At 68.1% G+C, this 18,195-nt stretch carries 16 protein-coding genes; 8 read left to right on the top strand and 8 right to left on the bottom strand.

Going from position 1 to position 18,195, the window contains the following annotated elements; genetic code table 11:
* Window positions 1-167 precede the first annotated feature (167 nt).
* From ACWDNU_RS34820 to ACWDNU_RS34805, 4 genes are all read right to left on the bottom strand, one after another.
* Window positions 168-1,259 carry a Gfo/Idh/MocA family protein gene (locus tag ACWDNU_RS34820; protein WP_449671996.1) on the bottom strand — a complete coding sequence of 364 codons (1,092 nt, stop codon included), beginning with the start codon at window positions 1,257-1,259 and terminating at the stop codon, window positions 168-170.
* A complete protein-coding gene (locus ACWDNU_RS34815) occupies window positions 1,256-1,957 on the bottom strand; it encodes a sugar phosphate isomerase/epimerase family protein (protein ID WP_449671995.1) in 702 nt (233 codons plus the stop codon). The genes ACWDNU_RS34820 and ACWDNU_RS34815 overlap by 4 nt, the downstream gene beginning before the upstream one ends.
* A 123-nt stretch (window positions 1,958-2,080) precedes the next feature.
* A complete protein-coding gene (locus ACWDNU_RS34810; protein WP_449671994.1) occupies window positions 2,081-2,620 on the bottom strand; it encodes a GNAT family N-acetyltransferase in 540 nt (179 codons plus the stop codon).
* An 18-nt stretch (window positions 2,621-2,638) separates the two neighbouring features.
* Window positions 2,639-3,370 (bottom strand): FadR/GntR family transcriptional regulator, encoded by a 732-nt coding sequence (locus ACWDNU_RS34805; RefSeq protein ID WP_370938458.1) that lies wholly within the window; start codon window positions 3,368-3,370, stop codon window positions 2,639-2,641.
* Between the two features lie 214 nt (window positions 3,371-3,584).
* Here ACWDNU_RS34805 and ACWDNU_RS34800 point away from each other — a divergent pair, with 214 nt between their 5' ends.
* The 7 genes from ACWDNU_RS34800 (at window position 3,585) to ACWDNU_RS34770 (ending at window position 13,907) form a co-directional block, all read left to right on the top strand.
* Window positions 3,585-5,192: an ABC transporter substrate-binding protein gene (locus ACWDNU_RS34800; RefSeq protein ID WP_449671993.1), complete on the top strand. Its 1,608-nt coding sequence runs from the start codon at window positions 3,585-3,587 to the stop codon at window positions 5,190-5,192.
* Window positions 5,193-5,207: 15 nt separating this feature from the next.
* The gene (locus ACWDNU_RS34795; protein WP_116204843.1) at window positions 5,208-6,167 is read left to right on the top strand and encodes an ABC transporter permease; all 960 of its coding nucleotides are present in this window, start codon (window positions 5,208-5,210) and stop codon (window positions 6,165-6,167) included.
* Between the two features lie 67 nt (window positions 6,168-6,234).
* Entirely contained in the window at window positions 6,235-8,196 is a 1,962-nt protein-coding gene (locus ACWDNU_RS34790) for a dipeptide/oligopeptide/nickel ABC transporter permease/ATP-binding protein (protein ID WP_449671998.1), read from the top strand.
* Window positions 8,193-9,152 carry an oligopeptide/dipeptide ABC transporter ATP-binding protein gene (locus ACWDNU_RS34785; protein WP_449671992.1) on the top strand — a complete coding sequence of 320 codons (960 nt, stop codon included), beginning with the start codon at window positions 8,193-8,195 and terminating at the stop codon, window positions 9,150-9,152. The genes ACWDNU_RS34790 and ACWDNU_RS34785 overlap by 4 nt, the downstream gene beginning before the upstream one ends.
* Complete coding sequence (locus ACWDNU_RS34780) at window positions 9,149-10,078, top strand: dihydrodipicolinate synthase family protein (RefSeq protein WP_449671991.1); 930 nt, start codon at window positions 9,149-9,151, stop codon at window positions 10,076-10,078. The genes ACWDNU_RS34785 and ACWDNU_RS34780 overlap by 4 nt, the downstream gene beginning before the upstream one ends.
* The gene (locus ACWDNU_RS34775; protein WP_449671990.1) at window positions 10,078-12,084 is read left to right on the top strand and encodes a beta-galactosidase; all 2,007 of its coding nucleotides are present in this window, start codon (window positions 10,078-10,080) and stop codon (window positions 12,082-12,084) included. The genes ACWDNU_RS34780 and ACWDNU_RS34775 overlap by 1 nt, the downstream gene beginning before the upstream one ends.
* On the top strand, window positions 12,081-13,907 hold the full coding sequence (locus ACWDNU_RS34770) for an exo-alpha-sialidase (RefSeq protein ID WP_449671989.1): 1,827 nt from the start codon (window positions 12,081-12,083) through the stop codon (window positions 13,905-13,907). Before ACWDNU_RS34775 ends, ACWDNU_RS34770 begins: the two co-directional genes overlap by 4 nt.
* Before the next feature lie 43 nt (window positions 13,908-13,950).
* On the opposite strand, the gene ACWDNU_RS34765 is transcribed toward ACWDNU_RS34770, so the two are convergent.
* The 3 genes from ACWDNU_RS34765 to ACWDNU_RS34755 form a co-directional block, all read right to left on the bottom strand.
* On the bottom strand, window positions 13,951-14,676 hold the full coding sequence (locus ACWDNU_RS34765) for a sulfite exporter TauE/SafE family protein (RefSeq protein ID WP_449671988.1): 726 nt from the start codon (window positions 14,674-14,676) through the stop codon (window positions 13,951-13,953).
* Between the two features lie 109 nt (window positions 14,677-14,785).
* Entirely contained in the window at window positions 14,786-15,502 is a 717-nt protein-coding gene (locus ACWDNU_RS34760) for a GntR family transcriptional regulator (RefSeq protein WP_449671997.1), read from the bottom strand.
* Window positions 15,503-15,716: 214 nt separating this feature from the next.
* Entirely contained in the window at window positions 15,717-16,481 is a 765-nt protein-coding gene (locus ACWDNU_RS34755) for an SGNH/GDSL hydrolase family protein (protein WP_370938465.1), read from the bottom strand.
* Between the two features lie 125 nt (window positions 16,482-16,606).
* Between ACWDNU_RS34755 and ACWDNU_RS34750 the strand changes: the two genes are divergently transcribed.
* Window positions 16,607-17,806, top strand: a complete 1,200-nt coding sequence (locus ACWDNU_RS34750; RefSeq protein WP_449671987.1) for a glycosyltransferase — start codon at window positions 16,607-16,609, stop codon at window positions 17,804-17,806.
* Window positions 17,807-17,816: 10 nt separating this feature from the next.
* Here the strand turns inward: ACWDNU_RS34750 and ACWDNU_RS34745 are convergent, their stop codons facing one another.
* Window positions 17,817-18,185 (bottom strand): DUF5684 domain-containing protein, encoded by a 369-nt coding sequence (locus ACWDNU_RS34745; RefSeq protein WP_344281397.1) that lies wholly within the window; start codon window positions 18,183-18,185, stop codon window positions 17,817-17,819.
* Window positions 18,186-18,195 lie beyond the last annotated feature (10 nt).

Below are 18,195 nucleotides of genomic sequence, written 5' to 3'. Positions count from 1 at the left end.
TCGCGCTGCTCATTTCGATCGCCATCGCGGTCCCCGCCGGTCTGCTGCTCGGCAGCATCCCCTGGCTGCGCGACGCGACCAAGGCGATCGTCGAACCGTCAGCACAATGAAACTTCGGGGTGGCGGCCCCACTCAGGGCGCAATGTCGCCGCCAGGCGACGAGCCGATCAGCCAAACGTCCGCACGTACGGATCCCACTCAACGGGCAACGGCGAAGCCACCTCCACCCGACTACCCACCTCAACCCCCACCCCACGCTCCATGGACTCCTCAACAGCCACCATCACGTCCAACACGTGATAAGCCAACTCCCCCGAAGCCCGCTCCGGCACCCCAGCCCGAATCGACCGGGCCAAATCAAGAACCCCCGTACCCCGAGAAGCCGAATGCCCCACCGCACCCAACTCCTCCGGCTCCCCACCGGCATGCACCACAGTAGAACCGTCAAACCGATTGGGATCAGGCAAAACCGCAGTCCCCAACGACCCGGTCACCTCGACAACCCCAGTACGCCGCAACGCGGAATCGAACGACAACACAACCTGCGCGCTACCCCCGCGCGCGAACTCCACCAACGCACTCACCGAAGTAGGCACCGCAACGGGAAACTCAGTCCCGGCCCGAGGCCCAGCCCCGATCACCCGAGTCTCCCGCCCCCGCCCGCCAACCCCGGTAACCTTCCGGACAGAACCGAATACCTGCACCAACTGCGTCAAGTAATAAGGCCCGATATCCAGCAACGGCCCACCCCCGACCTGGTACAGAAACTCCGGCGCAGGATGCCAGCTCTCCGGCCCAGGCGTCTGAAACAACGCCAACGCGGTAAAAGGCACCCCGATCCGCCCAGCTTCCAGCGCACGAAAAGCAGTCTGCTGCCCAGCACCGAGCACGGTGTCCGGCGCCCCAGCCACCCGGACCCCCTTCTCCGCCGCCCGGTCAAGCAACTTCCGCACGGACTGCCGATCCAACCCGATCGGCTTCTCCGTCCACACGTGCTTCCCCGCCTCCACCGCCGCGAGACTCACCTCGACGTGCACCGCGGGCACAGTCAAATTCACGACGATCTCAACCTCCGGCGACGCAAGAAGCTCCGCCACCGACCCACCATGAGGAACCCCGTACTTCGCAGCCTGCGCAGAAGCCCGCTCCACATCGAGATCGGCAACCGCTACCACCCGAAGATCCGGAAACGCGGTCAGATTCTCCAAATACGTATCACTGATAAATCCCGCCCCGACAATCCCGACCCCGACAGTCACGCACCCACCCCTGTAAGATAAGCGAAACTGTCAGCAATACCCCCGAAAACATCCTCGTGCTGATCGAACTCCACCACCCGCAACGCTCCTGGAACCGCATCAACCACCGACCGCATAGGCACCCGTCCCTGCCCCGCAGGCACCTGCCCAGAAGCGTCGACAGCCAACGACCCGTCCTTCACATGGATCGCGCACACCCGCTCCCCCAACCGACGCAGCAATGCGGGCGCGTCCTCCCCGCCCGCAGTAGCCCAGTAAGCATCGACCTCCAGCACAACCTCCGGAGAAAGCCGATCCGCGAACACCTCCAACGCACTACGCCCGTCGATTCGCGATTCCAGCTCCCACCAATGATTGTGGTACCCGACCCGAATCCCATACCCCGCCGCGACCTCAGCCGCGGCATTGAGCGCCGACGCGGTATCAGCAATATCCGCCAAACTCCCCCACCGCTCAGCAGGAACCAGCGGCTCGATCACCACCCCGATCCCCAACTCCCGAGCCGCGGCGAAAACGGCCGCCAAATCCTTCCCCACCAACGCAGCATGCGCGGTAGGCGCGCTCAACCCATGCGCGGACAGCCCCGCCCGAAGCGCCTCGACGTTCTCCACCACCCCATAGGGCTCGACCCGGCGGAACCCGATCGCAGCCAGCCGCCGCAACGTCTCGTCCGGATCAGCCGCGAACGCGTCGCGCACCGAGTACAGCTGCACCGAAGGTCCACCCATGCCAACTCCCAGCGATAGAGGGCTTTCGCCAATTTCTACCACCTGGTCAGAATTGACACCAGGACAAAACCGGACGGAATTCCGGGACCAAGATCAGCTGAGATCCTTGTGCCAGATCAAGAAATCGCACGGAGTAGCGAGCAGCGGAGCCAGCTCCGGATGCGGCCCGTCGATCGTCGACGTCTCCACCACCCGGTACCCGAGCCGGGTGTACCACTGCGCGAGGAACTCCTTCGACGGATGCGTCCACTCCCGCGGCACCAACAGCTCAAGCTGCATCCGCGCACACCCGGCAGCCCGGCAGTGCTCCTCCGCGAACCGCACGAGCGCGCGACCGATCCCCGCGCCGCGCACCTCCGGCGACGCGGCGAGCTGGCCGAACTCCCCCAGATCCTCGGCCAGCCGCTGAATCCGGACCGAACCCACCACGTCCCCGGCGAGCCGGGCGACCGCGATCTCGCCCGCGCGGACCAGCCCGGCCATCTCCGCGGCGTTGGTCCGATCGGCCGAACCAGCCCACAACCCGGCCTCAGCCTTCGCGTAGACGGTGTTCACCAGCTCGGTCAGCAGAGCCACCAGCGCGGCGTCCTCGGCGGCGGACGGCGGCAGGAAAGCGATCTCCGGAGTCGTCACTTCTCCAGATAACCACAATCAGCTGGCGGCCGAACCGGATACCGCGGGCCGCGCCTCGCCGAAGCCGCCGTAACGGCCGGCTTTCGCGCGCTTGCGCACCTCGTCGAAATGCCGGTGCACCGCGTGCGCGGCGGCCTCCGCATCTCCGCTCACGAGCGCGTCCACGATCGCCTGGTGCCGTTTCGCGGTGGCCGGGGCCGACGACACCGGACCGCCCATTTCGCCCTCCGCGGCCCGGTAGACATCCCAGAACAATCCGGTCAGCTCGCGCGCCAGATCGAAACCCGCCTCGGCGCAGATGAGATCGTGGAACTCCCGGTCGGCCACCGCCGCGTCCGGACCTTTGCGGCGCATCCGCGCGACGCACGCCTGCAGCTCGCCGATCAGCTCCGGCCGATGATCGCGCGCGACCCGGCTGGTCAGCTCCGTTTCGATCATCTCGCGCACCTCGAGCAGGTCGCGCAGCCGTCCGGCGTCGGTGCTGCCGCGGCTGCGCGTGCGAAAGAGCAGCCACGTCTGCAGCGCCTCCGACCCGGCCGAGCCGACGAACGTGCCGTAGCCGTGCCGGACCTCGACGATGCCGAGCGCCTGCAGCGCCTTGACCGCCTCCCGGATCGAATTCCGGCTGACCCCGAGGTCGTCGGCGAGGCTCAGCTCGGTCGGCATCGGCGCGCCGGTCGGCAGCTGCCGGTCGACGATCAGGTCGATGATCTGCTTGGTGATCTCTTCGCTGCGTTGCGGGCGCGCCACACGTGTCTCCCGGATGTCTTTCTTGCACTGGCACGTCGCCATCGGAGGACATCCTACGTCATGATCGGCTTGTGCCGCTGCACCCGCGCGGGTGGGAACAAGCCTCTTGACCGGGGCGGGAACGGGACTTAGGGTTCCGGCAAGTCATAGGACGTCCCACGTCCTACTTCTCGATGCTTTCTGGGTGGAACACCGCATCAAGTCAGGAGACGCCATGTCCCGAACCGCCATGGGGACTCAGTTCAACCGGCGCGCACTGCTGCGCTACGCCGGCCTCGCCGGGGCTGCCGCAGCGGTTTCGTCGACGCTCGCCGCGTGCGGCGGTCCCGCGTCGACCAACAAAACCGGAAGTTCGTCCGGTTCCGTCACCGCGGTGATCGGGTACGGCAACAACCAGACCTGGGACCCGCTGCAAACCGCGTCGGCGTTCGCGATGGCGGCGATCCTGCACAGCTACGAGTCGCTCGTCGAGGGCGATCCGGTCACCCGGGAACCCTTCCCCGGCTTGGCCAAGGCGCTGCCGACGGACCTCAAGAGCACCAAGCTGCGCTTCGAAATCCGTGACGGCGCGAAGTGGCACGACGGACAGCCGGTGACCGCTGACGACGTGGTGTTCACCTACGCCCGCGTGCTCGACCCGAAGGAAAACGTTCTCATCCACAGCTTCTTCTCGCAGTGGCTGGAGTCGGTCACCAAGGTCGACGCGAAGACGGTGGAGTTCAGCCTGAAGTTCGCCTTCCCGTACGCGCTGCAGCGGATCCAGATCTGCAAGATCGTGCCCAAGCACGTCTTCGAGAACAACTGGAAGGCCGCCGCCGCGGGCAAGGTCGTCGGCTCCGGGCCGTACAAGATCACCGAGCAGGCCCCGCTGTCGCACACCTCGTTCGAGAAGTTCGCCGACTACAACGGCCCGCGCCCGGCCGCGTACGACAAGATGCTCTGGAAGTCCATTGTGGATTCCGCGCCGCGCGTCGCGGCGATCTCCGGGGCCAAGCCGGACGCGCAGATCGCCGAGAACATCCCGCCCGCCAACGCCGAGCAGCTGCGCAAGGCGGGCCGCACGGTCGAATTCGCCGACGGCGGCAACAACCTGTTCCTGCTCTTCAACACCAAGCACTCGCCGTTCGCCGACAAGCGGGTCCGCCAGGCGCTGCATTACGCCATCGACAAGAAGAAGATGATCGAGATCGGCCTGCGCGGCACCGGCACCGCGGGCACCTCGTTCATCAACCCGAAACTGCCCGGTTCACAGCCCGCGGCGCAGGACTTCAACTTCAACCCGGAAAAGGCGAAGCAACTGCTCGCCGAAGCGGGTGTCAGCGGCCTGAAGATCTCGTTGTCCACAACGAACACCTCGCTGGTGCTCGACTGCGTCAAGGTGATCAAGGAGGGCTGGGACGCGATCGGCGTGCAGACCACTTTGGACTCCCAGGACACCAAGGCGCTGTTCTCCAAACTGGACAACGGCGACGACTTCCAGGTCGTGGCCACCACGAACAACCCGCTGCAGTTCGGCAACGACCCGGACCTGCTGATCCGCTATTACTACGACGCGCAATCGGTGCTCATGACGAAGTACGCGCGCTGGAGCGGCGAGGACGCCACCGCGTTGCTGGCGCTGCAGGACAAAGCCGCCGCGGAAACCGACGAAACGAAGCGGAACGGGCTGTACAAGCAATTGCTCGACCAGATTTCCGAGCAGGCGGTGATCTATCCGATCGTCTTCACGCAGATGGGCACCGCGTGGGACCCGAAGGCGATCAGCGGCGTGCGTGCCCAGGGCTACCCGGGCATCTACCTCAACCAGGCCAAACCGGTCTGACGGGAGGCGCTCGAAGTGACCGTCGTCGTGCGGATGCTGGCCGGCCGCATCCTCGCCCTGATCCCGCTGTTGCTCGGCGTGATCCTGTTCGTGTTCATCGTGATGCGGTTCTCGCCGGTCGACCCGGCGATGGCCGCGTTCAACGGAGCCAACGCCACCGCCGATCAGCTCCAGCAGTTCCGTGAGCAGAACGGCCTGCTCGACCCGTTGCCGCTGCAGTACGTGCATTTCGTGTGGCATCTGCTGCAAGGCGATTTCGGCACGAGCGTGATCACCAAGGAGCCAGTGGGCCAGACCATCGCCACCGCGCTCCCGCTCACCCTCCAGCTGACCTTGCTGGGCCTGGCGCTCGCGCTCGTCGTCTCGGTCGTGCTCGGCGTGACCTCGGCGCTGTTCCGCGGCCGCTGGCCGGACCACCTGATCCGGTTCGTGACGCTCGCCGGGGTCGCCGCGCCGGCGTTCTGGATCGCGCTGCTGCTGGTGCAGTGGCTGGCCGTGGGCAAGGGCCTGTTCCCCACCAGCGGCTACGTCAGCCCGGCGGATTCGTTCTCCGGCTGGCTGAACTCGCTGACACTGCCCGCGATCGCGCTGTCCGCTCCGGTCGCGGCGCAGCTGACCCGGGTGATCCGGACGTCGATGGTCGAGGAGCTCGACAAGGACTACGTGCGCACCGCACGCGGCGGCGGGCTGCCGCCGGTCGTGGTGGTCGGGCGGAACGTGCTGCGCAACGCCCTGGTCAACCCGCTGACTGTGCTCGGCTTGCGGGTCGGTTACCTGCTCGGCGGCGCGGTGGTGATCGAGACGATGTTCGCGCTGCCGGGCATGGGCCAGAACATGATCCAGGCCGTGCAGGACGGCGACACCGCCAAGGTGCAGGGCTTCGTCATCACCATCGCGGCCGGGTTCGTGCTGGTGAACCTGATCGTCGACGTGCTCTACCTCGTCGCCAACCCCCGTCTGCGGAGCCGCTCATGACGCGCCCGAACCTTCTCGCCGACGTGGTCTGCCCTGTCGCCAACCCCCGTCCGCGGAGCCGCTCGTGATGCGCCCGGTCCTCCGTCCGAACCTGACCGCGCGGCTCTCGCAGCCCGGCGTCCGGTTCCGGCGGCTGCCCCTGTCCTCCTGGATCGCGCTGGCCGTGCTGATCGTGCTCGGGCTCGTCGCGGTCCTCGGCACCGTCGTGGCCACGCACAATCCGGACCTGCTCAGCACCGACACCGGCGGGCCCAGCGCGGCGCACTGGTTCGGCACCGACCAGTCCGGCCGCGACATCTTCTCCCGGCTGGTCGCGGGCACCCGCTGGTCGCTCGCGATCGGTCTCGGCGCGACCCTGCTCGCGCTGGTCGCGGGCATCATCGTCGGATCGTTCGCGGCGACGTCCGGCCGCCGGGTCGACGGACTGGTCATGCGGGTCCTCGACGTCCTGATGGCCTTCCCCGGCATCGCACTGGCCGCGGTGCTGGTGGCGGTGTTCGGGCGCGGCATCCTCGTGCTGATCCTCGCCATCGGCTTCCTCAACATGGCCCCGGTGGCGCGGGTGGTGCGGGCGAACGTGCTCGCGCAGTACGGCGAGGACTACGTCGCGGCCGAGCGGGTGATCGGCGCGAAACGGCTGTTCATCCTCGCCCGGCACGTCGCGGTCAACTGCGCCGCGCCGATCCTCGTGTACTGCACGGTGACGGTGGCGGACGCGATCGTGTTCGAGGCGTCGCTGTCGTTCATCGGCGCGGGGATCCAGCCGCCCGACCCGTCGTGGGGTTCAGTACTCGCGGACGGCAAGGACCTCGTGCTGACCGGCGGCTGGTGGGCGACGTTGTTCCCCGGCCTGCTGATCCTGGCCACCGTGCTGGCGTTGAACATTCTCTCCGAGGGCATTTCCGACGCCTGGGCCGCGCCGTCGGCTCGCACCGCGAAGGCGGCCGAAGCGGCACAGCAGATCGAACTGGCCCCGGAGACCACCGCTGCGGTGCTGCCGCTGCGTGGTCTGCGCGAAGCCGGGCAACGGCTGGCAGCCAAGGCGAGGGATCTGTCCGGCCGGGAAACCGTGCTGGCGGTGGAGAATCTCGCGATCTCGTTCCCGGAACGGCACAACGGCGTGAACGTGGTCGACGGAGTGTCCTTTTCGGTCCGTTCCGGCGAGGTGCTGGGGCTGATCGGCGAATCGGGGTGCGGGAAGTCGCTCACCGCGCTGTCGATCATGGGACTGCAGCCGGATGCCGCGCGCCTCAGCGGCGAGATCCGGTTCGCGGGCGACGACCTGCTCACCATGAAGCCAAGAGTCCGCCGTCGGCACCTCGGGCACGACCTGGCGATGGTGTACCAGGACGCGCTCAGCTCGCTGAACCCGGCGATGACGATCCGCGCGCAGCTCAAGCAGTTCACTCGGCGTGGCGGCACGCGCACGCCGGAGGAGTTGCTGGAACTGGTCAATCTCGATCCGGGCCGGACGTTGCGGGCGTACCCACACGAACTGTCCGGCGGGCAACGGCAGCGCGTGTTGATCGCGATGGCGCTGTCTCGCAGCCCGAAGCTGATCGTCGCAGACGAGCCGACGACCGCGCTCGACGTGACTGTGCAGGCGCAGATCATGGCGCTTTTGCTTCGGCTGCAGGAAGAACTCGGTTTCGCGCTGGTACTGGTATCTCACGACCTCGCGCTGGTATCCGACATCGCCGACCGGGTGGTCGTGATGTACGGCGGGCAGGTCGCCGAGACCGGGGCGACCGCGGCCGTCGTCGGTGCGCCGCAGCACCACTACACCCGCGGCCTGCTCAGCGCGGTGCTGTCGCTGGAGGAGAACGAAGCGAAGCTCACCCAGATCAAGGGTGTCGTGCCGGCACCGGCCGACTTCCCGCCCGGCTGCCGGTTCGCGAGCCGCTGTCCGGCCGCGCGCGGGCACTGCTTCGAGGTCGCACCTGAACCGGCGGGCGAAGGACATCTCGTGGCCTGCCACTACCCCGCGGAGAACCCGGTCGCGGCGATGGCGGAAGGAGTGCAGGCATGAGCCTCGTCGAGGTCGACGGTGTGCACGTGGTGCACAAAATCCGCGGGTCAGGCCTGTTCGGACATGACCGAGTCTATGCGCTCACTGACGCCACACTGGCCATCGCGAAGGGCGAAACTGTTGGCGTGGTCGGCGAATCCGGCTGCGGAAAGTCCACTTTGGCCAAAGTGCTGGTCGGGCTTCAGAAGCCCACCTCTGGCACGGTGCGCTACGCGGGCCAACCCCTGTCCGCATTGCGTCCGGCCGAACTGGGCCGCACGGTCGGCATGATCTTCCAGGATCCGTCGACCGCGCTGAACCGGCGGCTGCCGGTCGCGAAGATCCTGCGCGACCCGCTCGACGTGCATCAGGTTGGCACGGCCAGCGAACGCGCCGAACGGGTCCGGGAGCTGATGAACCTCGTCGGGCTCCCGTCCAGTGTGGCCGATGCGTTGCCGTCGCAGCTGTCCGGCGGACAGCGGCAGCGCGTGGCAATCGCCCGTGCCCTCGCGCTGCGACCGGCATTGCTGGTGGCCGACGAGCCGACGTCCGCTTTGGACGTTTCGGTGCGCGCGCAGATCCTGAACCTGTTGCTGGAACTGCGCGAACAGCTCGAGCTCGCGATGGTGTTCGTGTCGCACGACATCCAGACCGTGCGCCGGATGAGCGACCGCATCGTGACGATGTACCTCGGCCGGATCGTCGAACAGGCCCCGGCCGCCGAACTGCCGCACCACGCGCATCATCCCTACACCCGGGCGCTGTTCTCGGCGACGCCGAGCCTGCTGCACCCGGTGGAACCGATCGTCCTCAGCGGACCCGTGCCCTCGGCGACCGCGCCGCCGCCCGGCTGCCCGTTCCACACGCGCTGCCCCAAAGCCACCGACGAATGCTCCCTGGCCTTGCCACCGCAGTCCGGGCCGGACGAGCACACCTACCGCTGCATCCACCCAGAAATCGGAGTGACTGCCTCATGACTGCGCCCAAGTTCGCCGGCATCATCCCGCCGCTGTGCACGCCGTTCCACGACGATTTCACCGTGGACACCGCGTCGCTGCGGCGGCACATCGAATTCCAGCTCGACGCCGGCGTGCACGGGATCTTCGTGCTCGGATCGTCCAGCGAGGTCGCCTTCCTGCCCGACGACCAGCGGCGGATCACCGTCGAAACCGCGGTCGACCAGGTCGCCGGCCGGGTCCCGGTGCTCGCCGGCTGTATCGACATGACGACCCTGCGCGTCGCGGAGCACGTGAAGACCGCCGAAGCGGCCGGCGCGGACGCGATCGTGGTGACCGCGCCGTACTACACCCGCACGCACGTCGCGGAGATCGACCGGCATTTCCGGCTGCTGCACGAGCGGACGGCGCTGCCGATTTTCGCCTACGACATCCCGATGGCCGTGCACACGAAGCTCGACCGCGACATGGTGCTGAACCTCGCCGCGGACGGCGTTGTGGCCGGGCTCAAGGATTCCAGCGGCGACGAGGCCGGGTTCCGCCTGGTGCTGCAGCAGCGCCGGGAACGCGGCTTGGAGCACTTCGCCGTGTTCACCGGCTCCGAACTGCTCGTGGACGCCGCGCTCGCCCAGGGCGCGGACGGCGCGGTGCCGGGGCTCGGGAACGTCGACCCGGTCGGCTATGTGCTGATCTACGACCACTTCCGCGGCGGCAACCCGCAGGCCGCGCGGCGCGAACAGGAACGGCTGCTGACGCTGTTCAGCATCACCGACGTCGCCCCGCCGGACCGGATGGGCCGCGGTTCGGCCGCGCTCGGCGCGTTCAAGGCGTCGATGAAGATGCGCGGATTTATCGACAACGCGGTGATGGCACCGCCGCAACTCCCCCTCAACGACGACGAACTGCTGCAGATCAAGGGAAAGCTAGCGGAAGCGGGTCTCCTCTGATGGATCGGCTGTACTACGGCGGGGATTACAACCCCGAGCATTGGTCGCCCGACGTGTGGGCGGAAGATCTGAAACTGATGGCCGAGGCGTCGGTTTCGATGGTGACGGTCGGGATTTTCTCCTGGGCACAGGTCGAACCGCGACCCGGGGAATTCGATTTCGGCTGGTTCGACACGGTGATGGACAACCTCGCTGCCGGCGGGGTCCGGGCCTGTCTCGCCACTATGACGGCCTCTCCGCCGCCGTGGCTTTCGCATCAATATCCGGAAATTTTGCCGGTGCGCGCGGACGGCACGCGGCTGTCCGCCGGTGCGCGGCAGCAGTTCTGTCCGTCCAGTCCGGTGTTCCGCGAGCACGCCGCACGCTTGGTGGAACAGGTCGCCACTCGGTACGCCGGGCATCCGGCGCTGGAAATGTGGCACATCGGCAATGAGTTCGGCTGCCATATTCGGGCCTGCTACTGCGATGAGTCCGCTGTGGACTTCCGGCGCTGGCTCATCGAACGCTACGGCAGCATCGAGGCGCTGAACGAAGCCTGGAGCACGACTTTCTGGTCACAGCGGTACTCCGATTTCGCCGAGGTGCAGCCGCCGCGCGTCGCGCCGACCTTCCCGAACCCGGCGCAGCAGCTGGACTTCCACCGGTTCTCCTCCGACGCGTCGCTCGGCTGCTACCTCAACGAGCGCGAGGCGCTCGCCCGCATCACGCCGGACGTCCCGGTGACGACGAACTTCGTCGGCCGCGTGCAGAAGTCGCTCGACTGGCACCGGTGGGTGCCGCACGAGGACGTGGTGAGCCTCGACTCCTATCCCGACCCGCACGATCCGCGCTCGCACGTGGAAGCGGCGTTCGCCTACGACCTCGTCCGGTCCCTTAAGGACGGTCAGCCGTGGCTGCTCCTGGAACAAGCCCCGAGCGCGGTCAACTGGCGCACCCGCAACGGCCCGAAGCCGCCGGGAACCATGCGGCTGGACAGCTGGCAGGCGGTCGCCCGCGGCGCCGACGCGGTGCTGTTCTTCCAGTGGCGGCAGACCTCGGGCGGCGCGGAGAAGTTCCACTCCGCGATGGTGCCGCACGGCGGCCCGGAAACCCGCACCTTCCAGGGCGTCCGCGACCTCGGCCAGGAACTGGCCACGGTGCGGCAGCTCGCGGGATCCAGGGTGCGGACCGACGTCGCCTTCCTGCACGACTGGAACAACTGGTGGGCGCTGGAGCTGAACTCGCATCCCTCGGACGACCTCGACCAGCTCGAAACGCACCTCGCCCACTACGCGCCGCTGTTCGACGCGAACGTGACCTGCGACGTCCTGCATCCGGCGAAGGACCTTTCCGGGTACAAGCTCGTCGTGGTGCCCAATCTGTACCTGATGGACAGTGCGGTCGCGGCGAACCTCCGCTCCTATGTGGAGGGTGGCGGGCACCTGGTGGTCTCGTTCTTCTCGGGCATCGCCGACGAGAACGACCGGGTGTACACCGGCGGCTATCCCGCTCCGCTGCGCGACATTCTCGGTCTGCGCGTCGACGAATTCTGGCCGCTGCCCGAAGGCGGTTCCACGACCCTCGACCTCGACGGTGAGACTGTCGGCGCGACGATCTGGTCCGAATGGATCGAATCCGAAGGCGCGGACGTCGTCGCCACCTTCGCCGAAGGCCCGCTCGCCGGTCGGCCCGCCATCACGCGGCACGAGTTCGGCGCAGGCGTCGCGTGGTACCTCGGCACCCGGCCGGACGCGGACGTCATGCGCACGCTCTTCGACCGGATCACCGCCGATGCCGGAGTTTCGCCGGTGCTGCCCGGTCTGCCGGACGGCGTCCAGGCGATCGTGCGACACGGTGCGGACGACTATTTGTTCCTGCTCAACCACAACGCCGAAGCCGTCACTGTTTCCCTTCCTTCGCCCGGTACAGATTTGCTCACCGATCCCGCTCAGCCATCGTCCGAAGTGGAACTGGCCGCGCACGGCGCGGCCGTCCTTTCCGGACAGTTCGGAACGGAGACCAGATGAGAACCGCCCTTCGCGTGCTGCTGGCGTTCGTGCTGCTGGCTTTCCTCGCGCCCGCTTCAGCGCAGGCCGCCCCGCAGTTCGATCAGAAAGCGCTCTTCAACCCGCATCAGGAAACCGGATACGCCTGCTTCCGCATCCCAGCGATCGTCCGCAGCACACACGGCACGCTGCTGGCCTTCGCCGAGGGCCGCAAGGACAACTGCGGCGACACCGGCGACATCGATCTGGTGCTGAAGCGGTCGACCGACGGCGGCACCACCTGGTCGCCGTTGCAAGTGGTGAACCGCGGCGGCGGGGACACCCACGGCAACCCGGTGCCCATTGTGGACACCAAGACCGGCCGGATCGTCCTGATCACCACATACAACAAGGGTCGCACCGACGACAAGGGCTGCTCCGTGCCGTGCCCGCGCACGCCGCACTCGCAGTACAGCACCGACGACGGCCGCACCTGGTCCACGCCGGTCGACATCAGCGCGCAAGCGAAGCTGCCCGCGTGGGATTCCTGGTACGCCTCAGGTCCGGTGCACGGCATCCAGCTCCAGCACGGCCGGCACGCGGGCCGGCTCGTCTTCGGCGTGAACGCCGAACGCAGTGACGGCACCAATTCCGTCGAAAACTACGCTGGCCTCATCTACAGCGACGACGGCGGTTCCTCCTGGCACGTCGGCGCTGTCGACAACTACCTGCATCCCGTAGGCGGCACCTTCACACAAAAACCGTCGGAAGTCAGCGTCGTCGAACTGCCGGACGGCACCATTTACGCGGGCGGTCGCGAACAGAGCGGCACCGACATCGGCAACCGCGACTACGCCCTGAGCCGCGACGGCGGCGAGACCTTCTCCCAGCGCTTCACCACGATTCCCGATCTCGTGACGCCGATGGTGCAGGGTTCGCTGCTGCGCCTCGACCGTCCCGGCGGCAAGCGGATCCTCTTCGCCTCTCCCGCGGACACCGACCGGCGGCGCTGGATGACCATCCGTTCGTCCTATGACGACGGTCGCACGTGGGAAAACGCCGACCAGGGCACGCGGATCACCACGGACTGGTCAGGCTACTCCGATCTGGTCCAGCTGAGCGGCCCGCAGGACAAGAACGCGAAGATCGGCCTGATGTACGAGGGCGGCCCGGTGGACGCCCGCGACGAGATCCGCTTCGCCCGCTTCGACGAGAACTACCTCGGCTGGAAGCGCTCGCCTGGAGTGTCCACTCCGGACGTCGCAAGTGGACAGCCCGCGCGCGTGCTCGGCGATACCAGTACCGTCGCTGGCAAATTCGGCAAGGCTGTGGAACTGAAGAACGGCTTCGTCCGCGTCCCGTACTCGCCGGCGCAATTGGTCGGCTCCGGCGACTTCACCTTCTCTACCTGGGTTAAATACGGTGCTTCAAAAGACCCGCAGCCCATCCTGTGGCTGGGCGGAATGGGCTCGACCGCACCGCAGCTCTGGCTGCGCGCCGAACCCTCGTCACACCGGCTGATCGCGATGATGACCACCGCCGCCGGAAGCAAGTCGGTGACCACGCAATCGGCGTACGACGATCAGAAATGGCACCACGTGGCGCTCCAGCGTTCGGGCGGCCAGCTCCGGATCCTGGTCGACGGCGCGGTGGCGGCGTCCGGCCCGGACTCCCCGGGTTCGGTCACCCAGACCGCCTCGTTCCAGCTGTGGCTTGGTGAACGCCTCGACGGCGCGCAGCACCTGACCGGCGCACTGGACGACGCACGCCTCTACCGCCGCGCTCTGTCCACTTCGGAACTGACCACCGTCCGGGCCGGGAAACCAGTTTCGGGAGCGGTCATGGAGCTTCCCTTCGACCGGTAGTTCTTTCTGAAGCCGGGTGGTTCCCTTGCGGAGCCGCCCGGCTTCAGCCGTGGAACGCGAGATACGGCGCGATCCCGACCAGGACCGCGATCAGCGCGGCCTTGAGCGTCTTGGTCGGCAACGCGTGCGCGATCCGCCAGCCGATCAACACGCCCGCCAGCTCCGGGATCCCGACGATCGCCGCCAGCCGCCAGTCGACCGCTCCGTGCAGGACGTACCCGAGCGTCCCGACGCTGGCGATCACCACCGACTGCACCTGCGCCGCCGCGAGCGCCCCCAGCACCGGCATCCCGGCGACGACCAGCAACGGGACCGCGAGCATCGGCCCGCCGACCCCGACCAGCCCCGCCACCACCGCGACTCCCGCCCCGATCGCACCCGCGAGCGGCAGGCCGACCGCCCGCTCCCGCCCCTTCAGGCCGACGAACACCGCCACGACGAGCGCGAATCCGCCGAGCACGATTCCGAAGGCCTTTGTGGACACCCAGGAGTTGAGCAGTACTCCGAGCGGTGTGCCCACCACCGCGACTGCTGCGAGAACCCCCGCTACGCGCCGGGTTTCGGGCTCGCGCAACTGTCCGGAATGGACAAAGGCGGCGCTGCCGAGGATCCCGGTGGCCACGTGCGTGACGATCGCTGTCCCGGCTACTTGCGCTGGGGTGAGCGAGGTGAAGACGAACAGCCCGACGGTCGCGAGCACCCCGCCCGGCCCGACCGCGGTGATGCCGATCCCGGCGAGCAACCCGGTGACGATGAGCGCGGGGATCATTTCGGCTGCCTCCGGAAGTCGTTCTCTCGTCTGTGCTCCGCCGCGAGGTCGCCCGCACCTACCGGCGTGCGCCCGGTGCGTTGCCAGAAACCGCGGTGTGTCACCCGAATCACACCGCTCCGCGCTGCAAAGTCGCCCGCAACGTCAACCGATCCGCGCGAATGTGCAGCCACTCCGCGTCCACCGGCCGCCCGTCCGGCAACCGAGTCAGCCGATCCAGCGCGAAAACCGCGGTCCCCGGCGCGATCTCCAGCAACGCAGCCGTATCCGGCCCAGCCGACACCGCGTGGACCTCCACCTCCGCCCGTCCCAGCCGGATGCCGTTCGTCTCCTCCAGCAAGGCGAACAGATCCCGGTGCGCCAAATCCTTGTCCAGCAACGGAATCCCCAGATCCGCCACCAAGTACGTCGAGTCGAGCGACAACGGCACGCCGCCGAGCCGCCGGACGCGTTCCAGGTGCACGACCTTCTCCCCCGCCGCCAGGCCAAGCCGCTGCGCGACCGCGGGCGGCGCGGCGACCGTCTCGGCCGTTCGCACCCCATTCACGACCTCGCCGTGCCCTTCGAGCGCCTCCGCCAGCCCGGACAACCGGTCGAGGCCGTGGCCGTACTTCGGGCGCACCACCAGCGTCCCGACGCCCTGTCGGCGTTCGACGAGCCCTTCGTCCCGCAGCAGAGCGAGCGCTTCCCGCACGACATTCCGCGACGCGCCGAACCACTCGCCCAGCGCGCGCTCGCTCGGCAGCAACTCGCCGACCTCGCCCGAGACGATCCGCTGCCGCAGGCCGTCGGCCACCTGCCGGGCCCGTTCCGCCCTCCGCTGCATAGTCACCACGTCGGGGACGCTACCTGGATTTTGATTACGCCGAGGTTACGCCACCCCCATTGACCTGCGGAAACGCCGTGAGCAGCGGCAACGCGACCCCGCCGGCGCGTTCCGCCACCGCGGTCGGCGAGGGCGATCCCGCGCGGCTGACCGCCGAGCCGTGAGGGGAACCCTGACGGAATCTGATTCCCTCGGGGTTCCCCTCACGGACCTTTCAGCAAATGCTCCCCAGGCTCGACGTCCACCCCCACCACATCCCGTACTCGGCGAGGTTCCCCGCGTCGTTCAGGTGCACGTTGTCGGCCAGCCACGGGCTCGGGTTGGGCAGGTTCGCCGACCCGGCCGGCGGGATGTACTGCCGCAGATCGACCAGCGCGGTGCCCTTCTCGACCGCCGTCTGGTAGATCGACGTCGCGTACTGCGACCAGAAGTACTTCTGCGTCTGGCCGCCCCACGGGTTGGGCGTCCACTTCAGCTCGGCGTAGATCGACAGCAGGATGTCGACCCCGGGCCGGGCGGTGCGGATGTTGTCGATGACCTTGCCGAGGTTCGCCTTGAAGACCGCCGGGTCGGTCTGCGAGATCAGTTCGTTGCCGCCGAGGTCGACGAGGACCAGGTCGGGCTGGCGTTGCGTGAGGTCGGCGAGCGCGCCGGTCGTGTCGGGCCAGCGGCCGCCGGGGAGGTAGTCGGTGGCCATCGCGCCGTTGTGCGCGTAGTTCTTCGTCGTGGTGTTCCACTGGGCGTGGAGGTCGTTGGCGATTTTCGTGGTCCAGCCGTAGGCGGTCGGCGCGTAAGTGTCCGTAGTGGACTTGTAGCCCGTGGTGCCGTAACCGGTGTCGGCGGACGTGCCGAGGATCGCGACCTGCTCCTTCTTGGTGCACCAGGTGCTGGTCTGGCCCGCGTCGGCGGTGACGGCGGGCGACATCGCGATGCCGAGGCCGACCAGGGTCAGCAACGCCGCGATACGGGCTTTACGCATGGGGACCGGCCTTTCCGGAAGTGACGATCTGCGGATGTGTCGCCGCGACGGGCCCGCGCGTTACCGGTGTGCGGAAACAGAAACCGGGATGCGGGGAGCATCACGGTTCTGGCAGTCTCGAGGAGGTGAAGATCCTGTTCGCGTCCGCGCCCGGGTATGGGCTCACGCTGCCGCTGATCCCGGTCGTCTGGGCCGCCCGCGCCGCCGGGCACGACGTGCTGCTGGCCACCAGCGCCGAGATCGCCGAGGTGTCCGCGCGCGCCGGGCTGCCGGTCGTCGACGTGTTCCCCGGCCGCGACATCTGGACCGACCTGCTGGCCACCGTCAAGGACGGCGCCGCGCCGGATCCGGACGAACCCGAGGAGTACCGGATCGCGCGGCAGCACCAGGGTCCGTTCGGGCTCTTCACCGCCGCTATGACGGCGGGCACCATCGAAGCGGGCCGGGCATTCGGCGCGGACCTCGTCGTCTACCCGTCCGACCACGGCACCGGCGCCCTCGCCGCGGCCGCGCTCGGCGTGCCCGCGCTCGAGGTCGGCAACCGGATCTCGTGGTCGGCCCGGGACCTCTCGTGGCGCACCGAGCACGCCGACTTCCTGGACAGCGACCTCGTCACGCTGATGCGCGAGAAGCTCGGCATCGGGGACGCGCCGGTGAACGTCATCGCCCGGATCGACCCGCGCGCGCCGAGCATGGGCGGCCTGCGCGCGGACGAGGAGCCCGCCGACGAACGCGACGGCGCGCCGTGGTGGCCGATGCAGTTCGTGCCCTACAACGGCGGGTCGGTGCTGCCGGAGTGGGCGCTGCGGAAGCCGGAACGGCCTCGGGTGGCGGTCACGCTGGGCACGGTCGTGCCGGCGATGTCGGGGATCAGCAGCCTCAAGGTGGTGCTCGACGCGCTCGGCGGGATGGACGTCGAGGTCATTCTCGCGTCGGGCACAGCTGATGTGAGCGAACTGGGCGAGCTTCCGGAGAACGTCCGCTCGGTGGGGTATTTGCCGCTGTCGGTGTTCTTGCCGGAGTGTTCGGCGATTGTGCATCACGGCGGATCCGGGACCACTGCCGCGCCGCTGTTCTACGGAGTGCCGCAACTGGTGCTGCCCAGTTTCGCGGACAATCCGATGTCGGCGGAGCGGGTGGTCGAGCGGGGCGTCGGGCTGAGCCACGATCCGTCTACTGTGGACGTCGAGACGCTGGGGAAGCTGGTGCGGCAACTGCTCGAAGAGGATTCGTTCGCCGCGGCCGCCGCCGAGGTGCGCAAGGAGATCGCCGGGCAACCGAGCCCTTCCGACGTCATCGCGCGCGCCGTCGCCGCACTGGGCTGAACCGGGTTCGTCACCGGGGGCCGGGCGCGGTGTACCGGGCCCGGCCGAAGCCCAGGATCAGGTAGCCGATGATCGAGAACACGAACAGGCCGAAGAACCCGAAGACGCCGCTCTTGCCGAACGCCCTCGCGATGTCGAGCGACACGACGATCACGACCACGAGATTGACCAGCGGGACCAGCAGCAGGAGCAGCCACCACCCGGAACGGCCGGCGACCTTCAGCCAGACGTAGACGTTGTAGATCGGGATGATCGCCGCCCACCCGGGGTATCCCGCCTTGGCGAAGACCCGCCACAGCGCGACGATGGCGAGAACTGTGACCACTAATCCGGCAGAACTGAAGCCGAGTGCCGGGTTGAACGAGGTCTCGTGGTTCACGGTGCGGGAG

It is taken from the genome of Amycolatopsis sp. NPDC003676, from assembly GCF_053587275.1.
The sequence above is the reverse complement of the archived record's forward strand: the minus strand, read 5'-3'. Positions and strand labels throughout refer to the sequence as shown.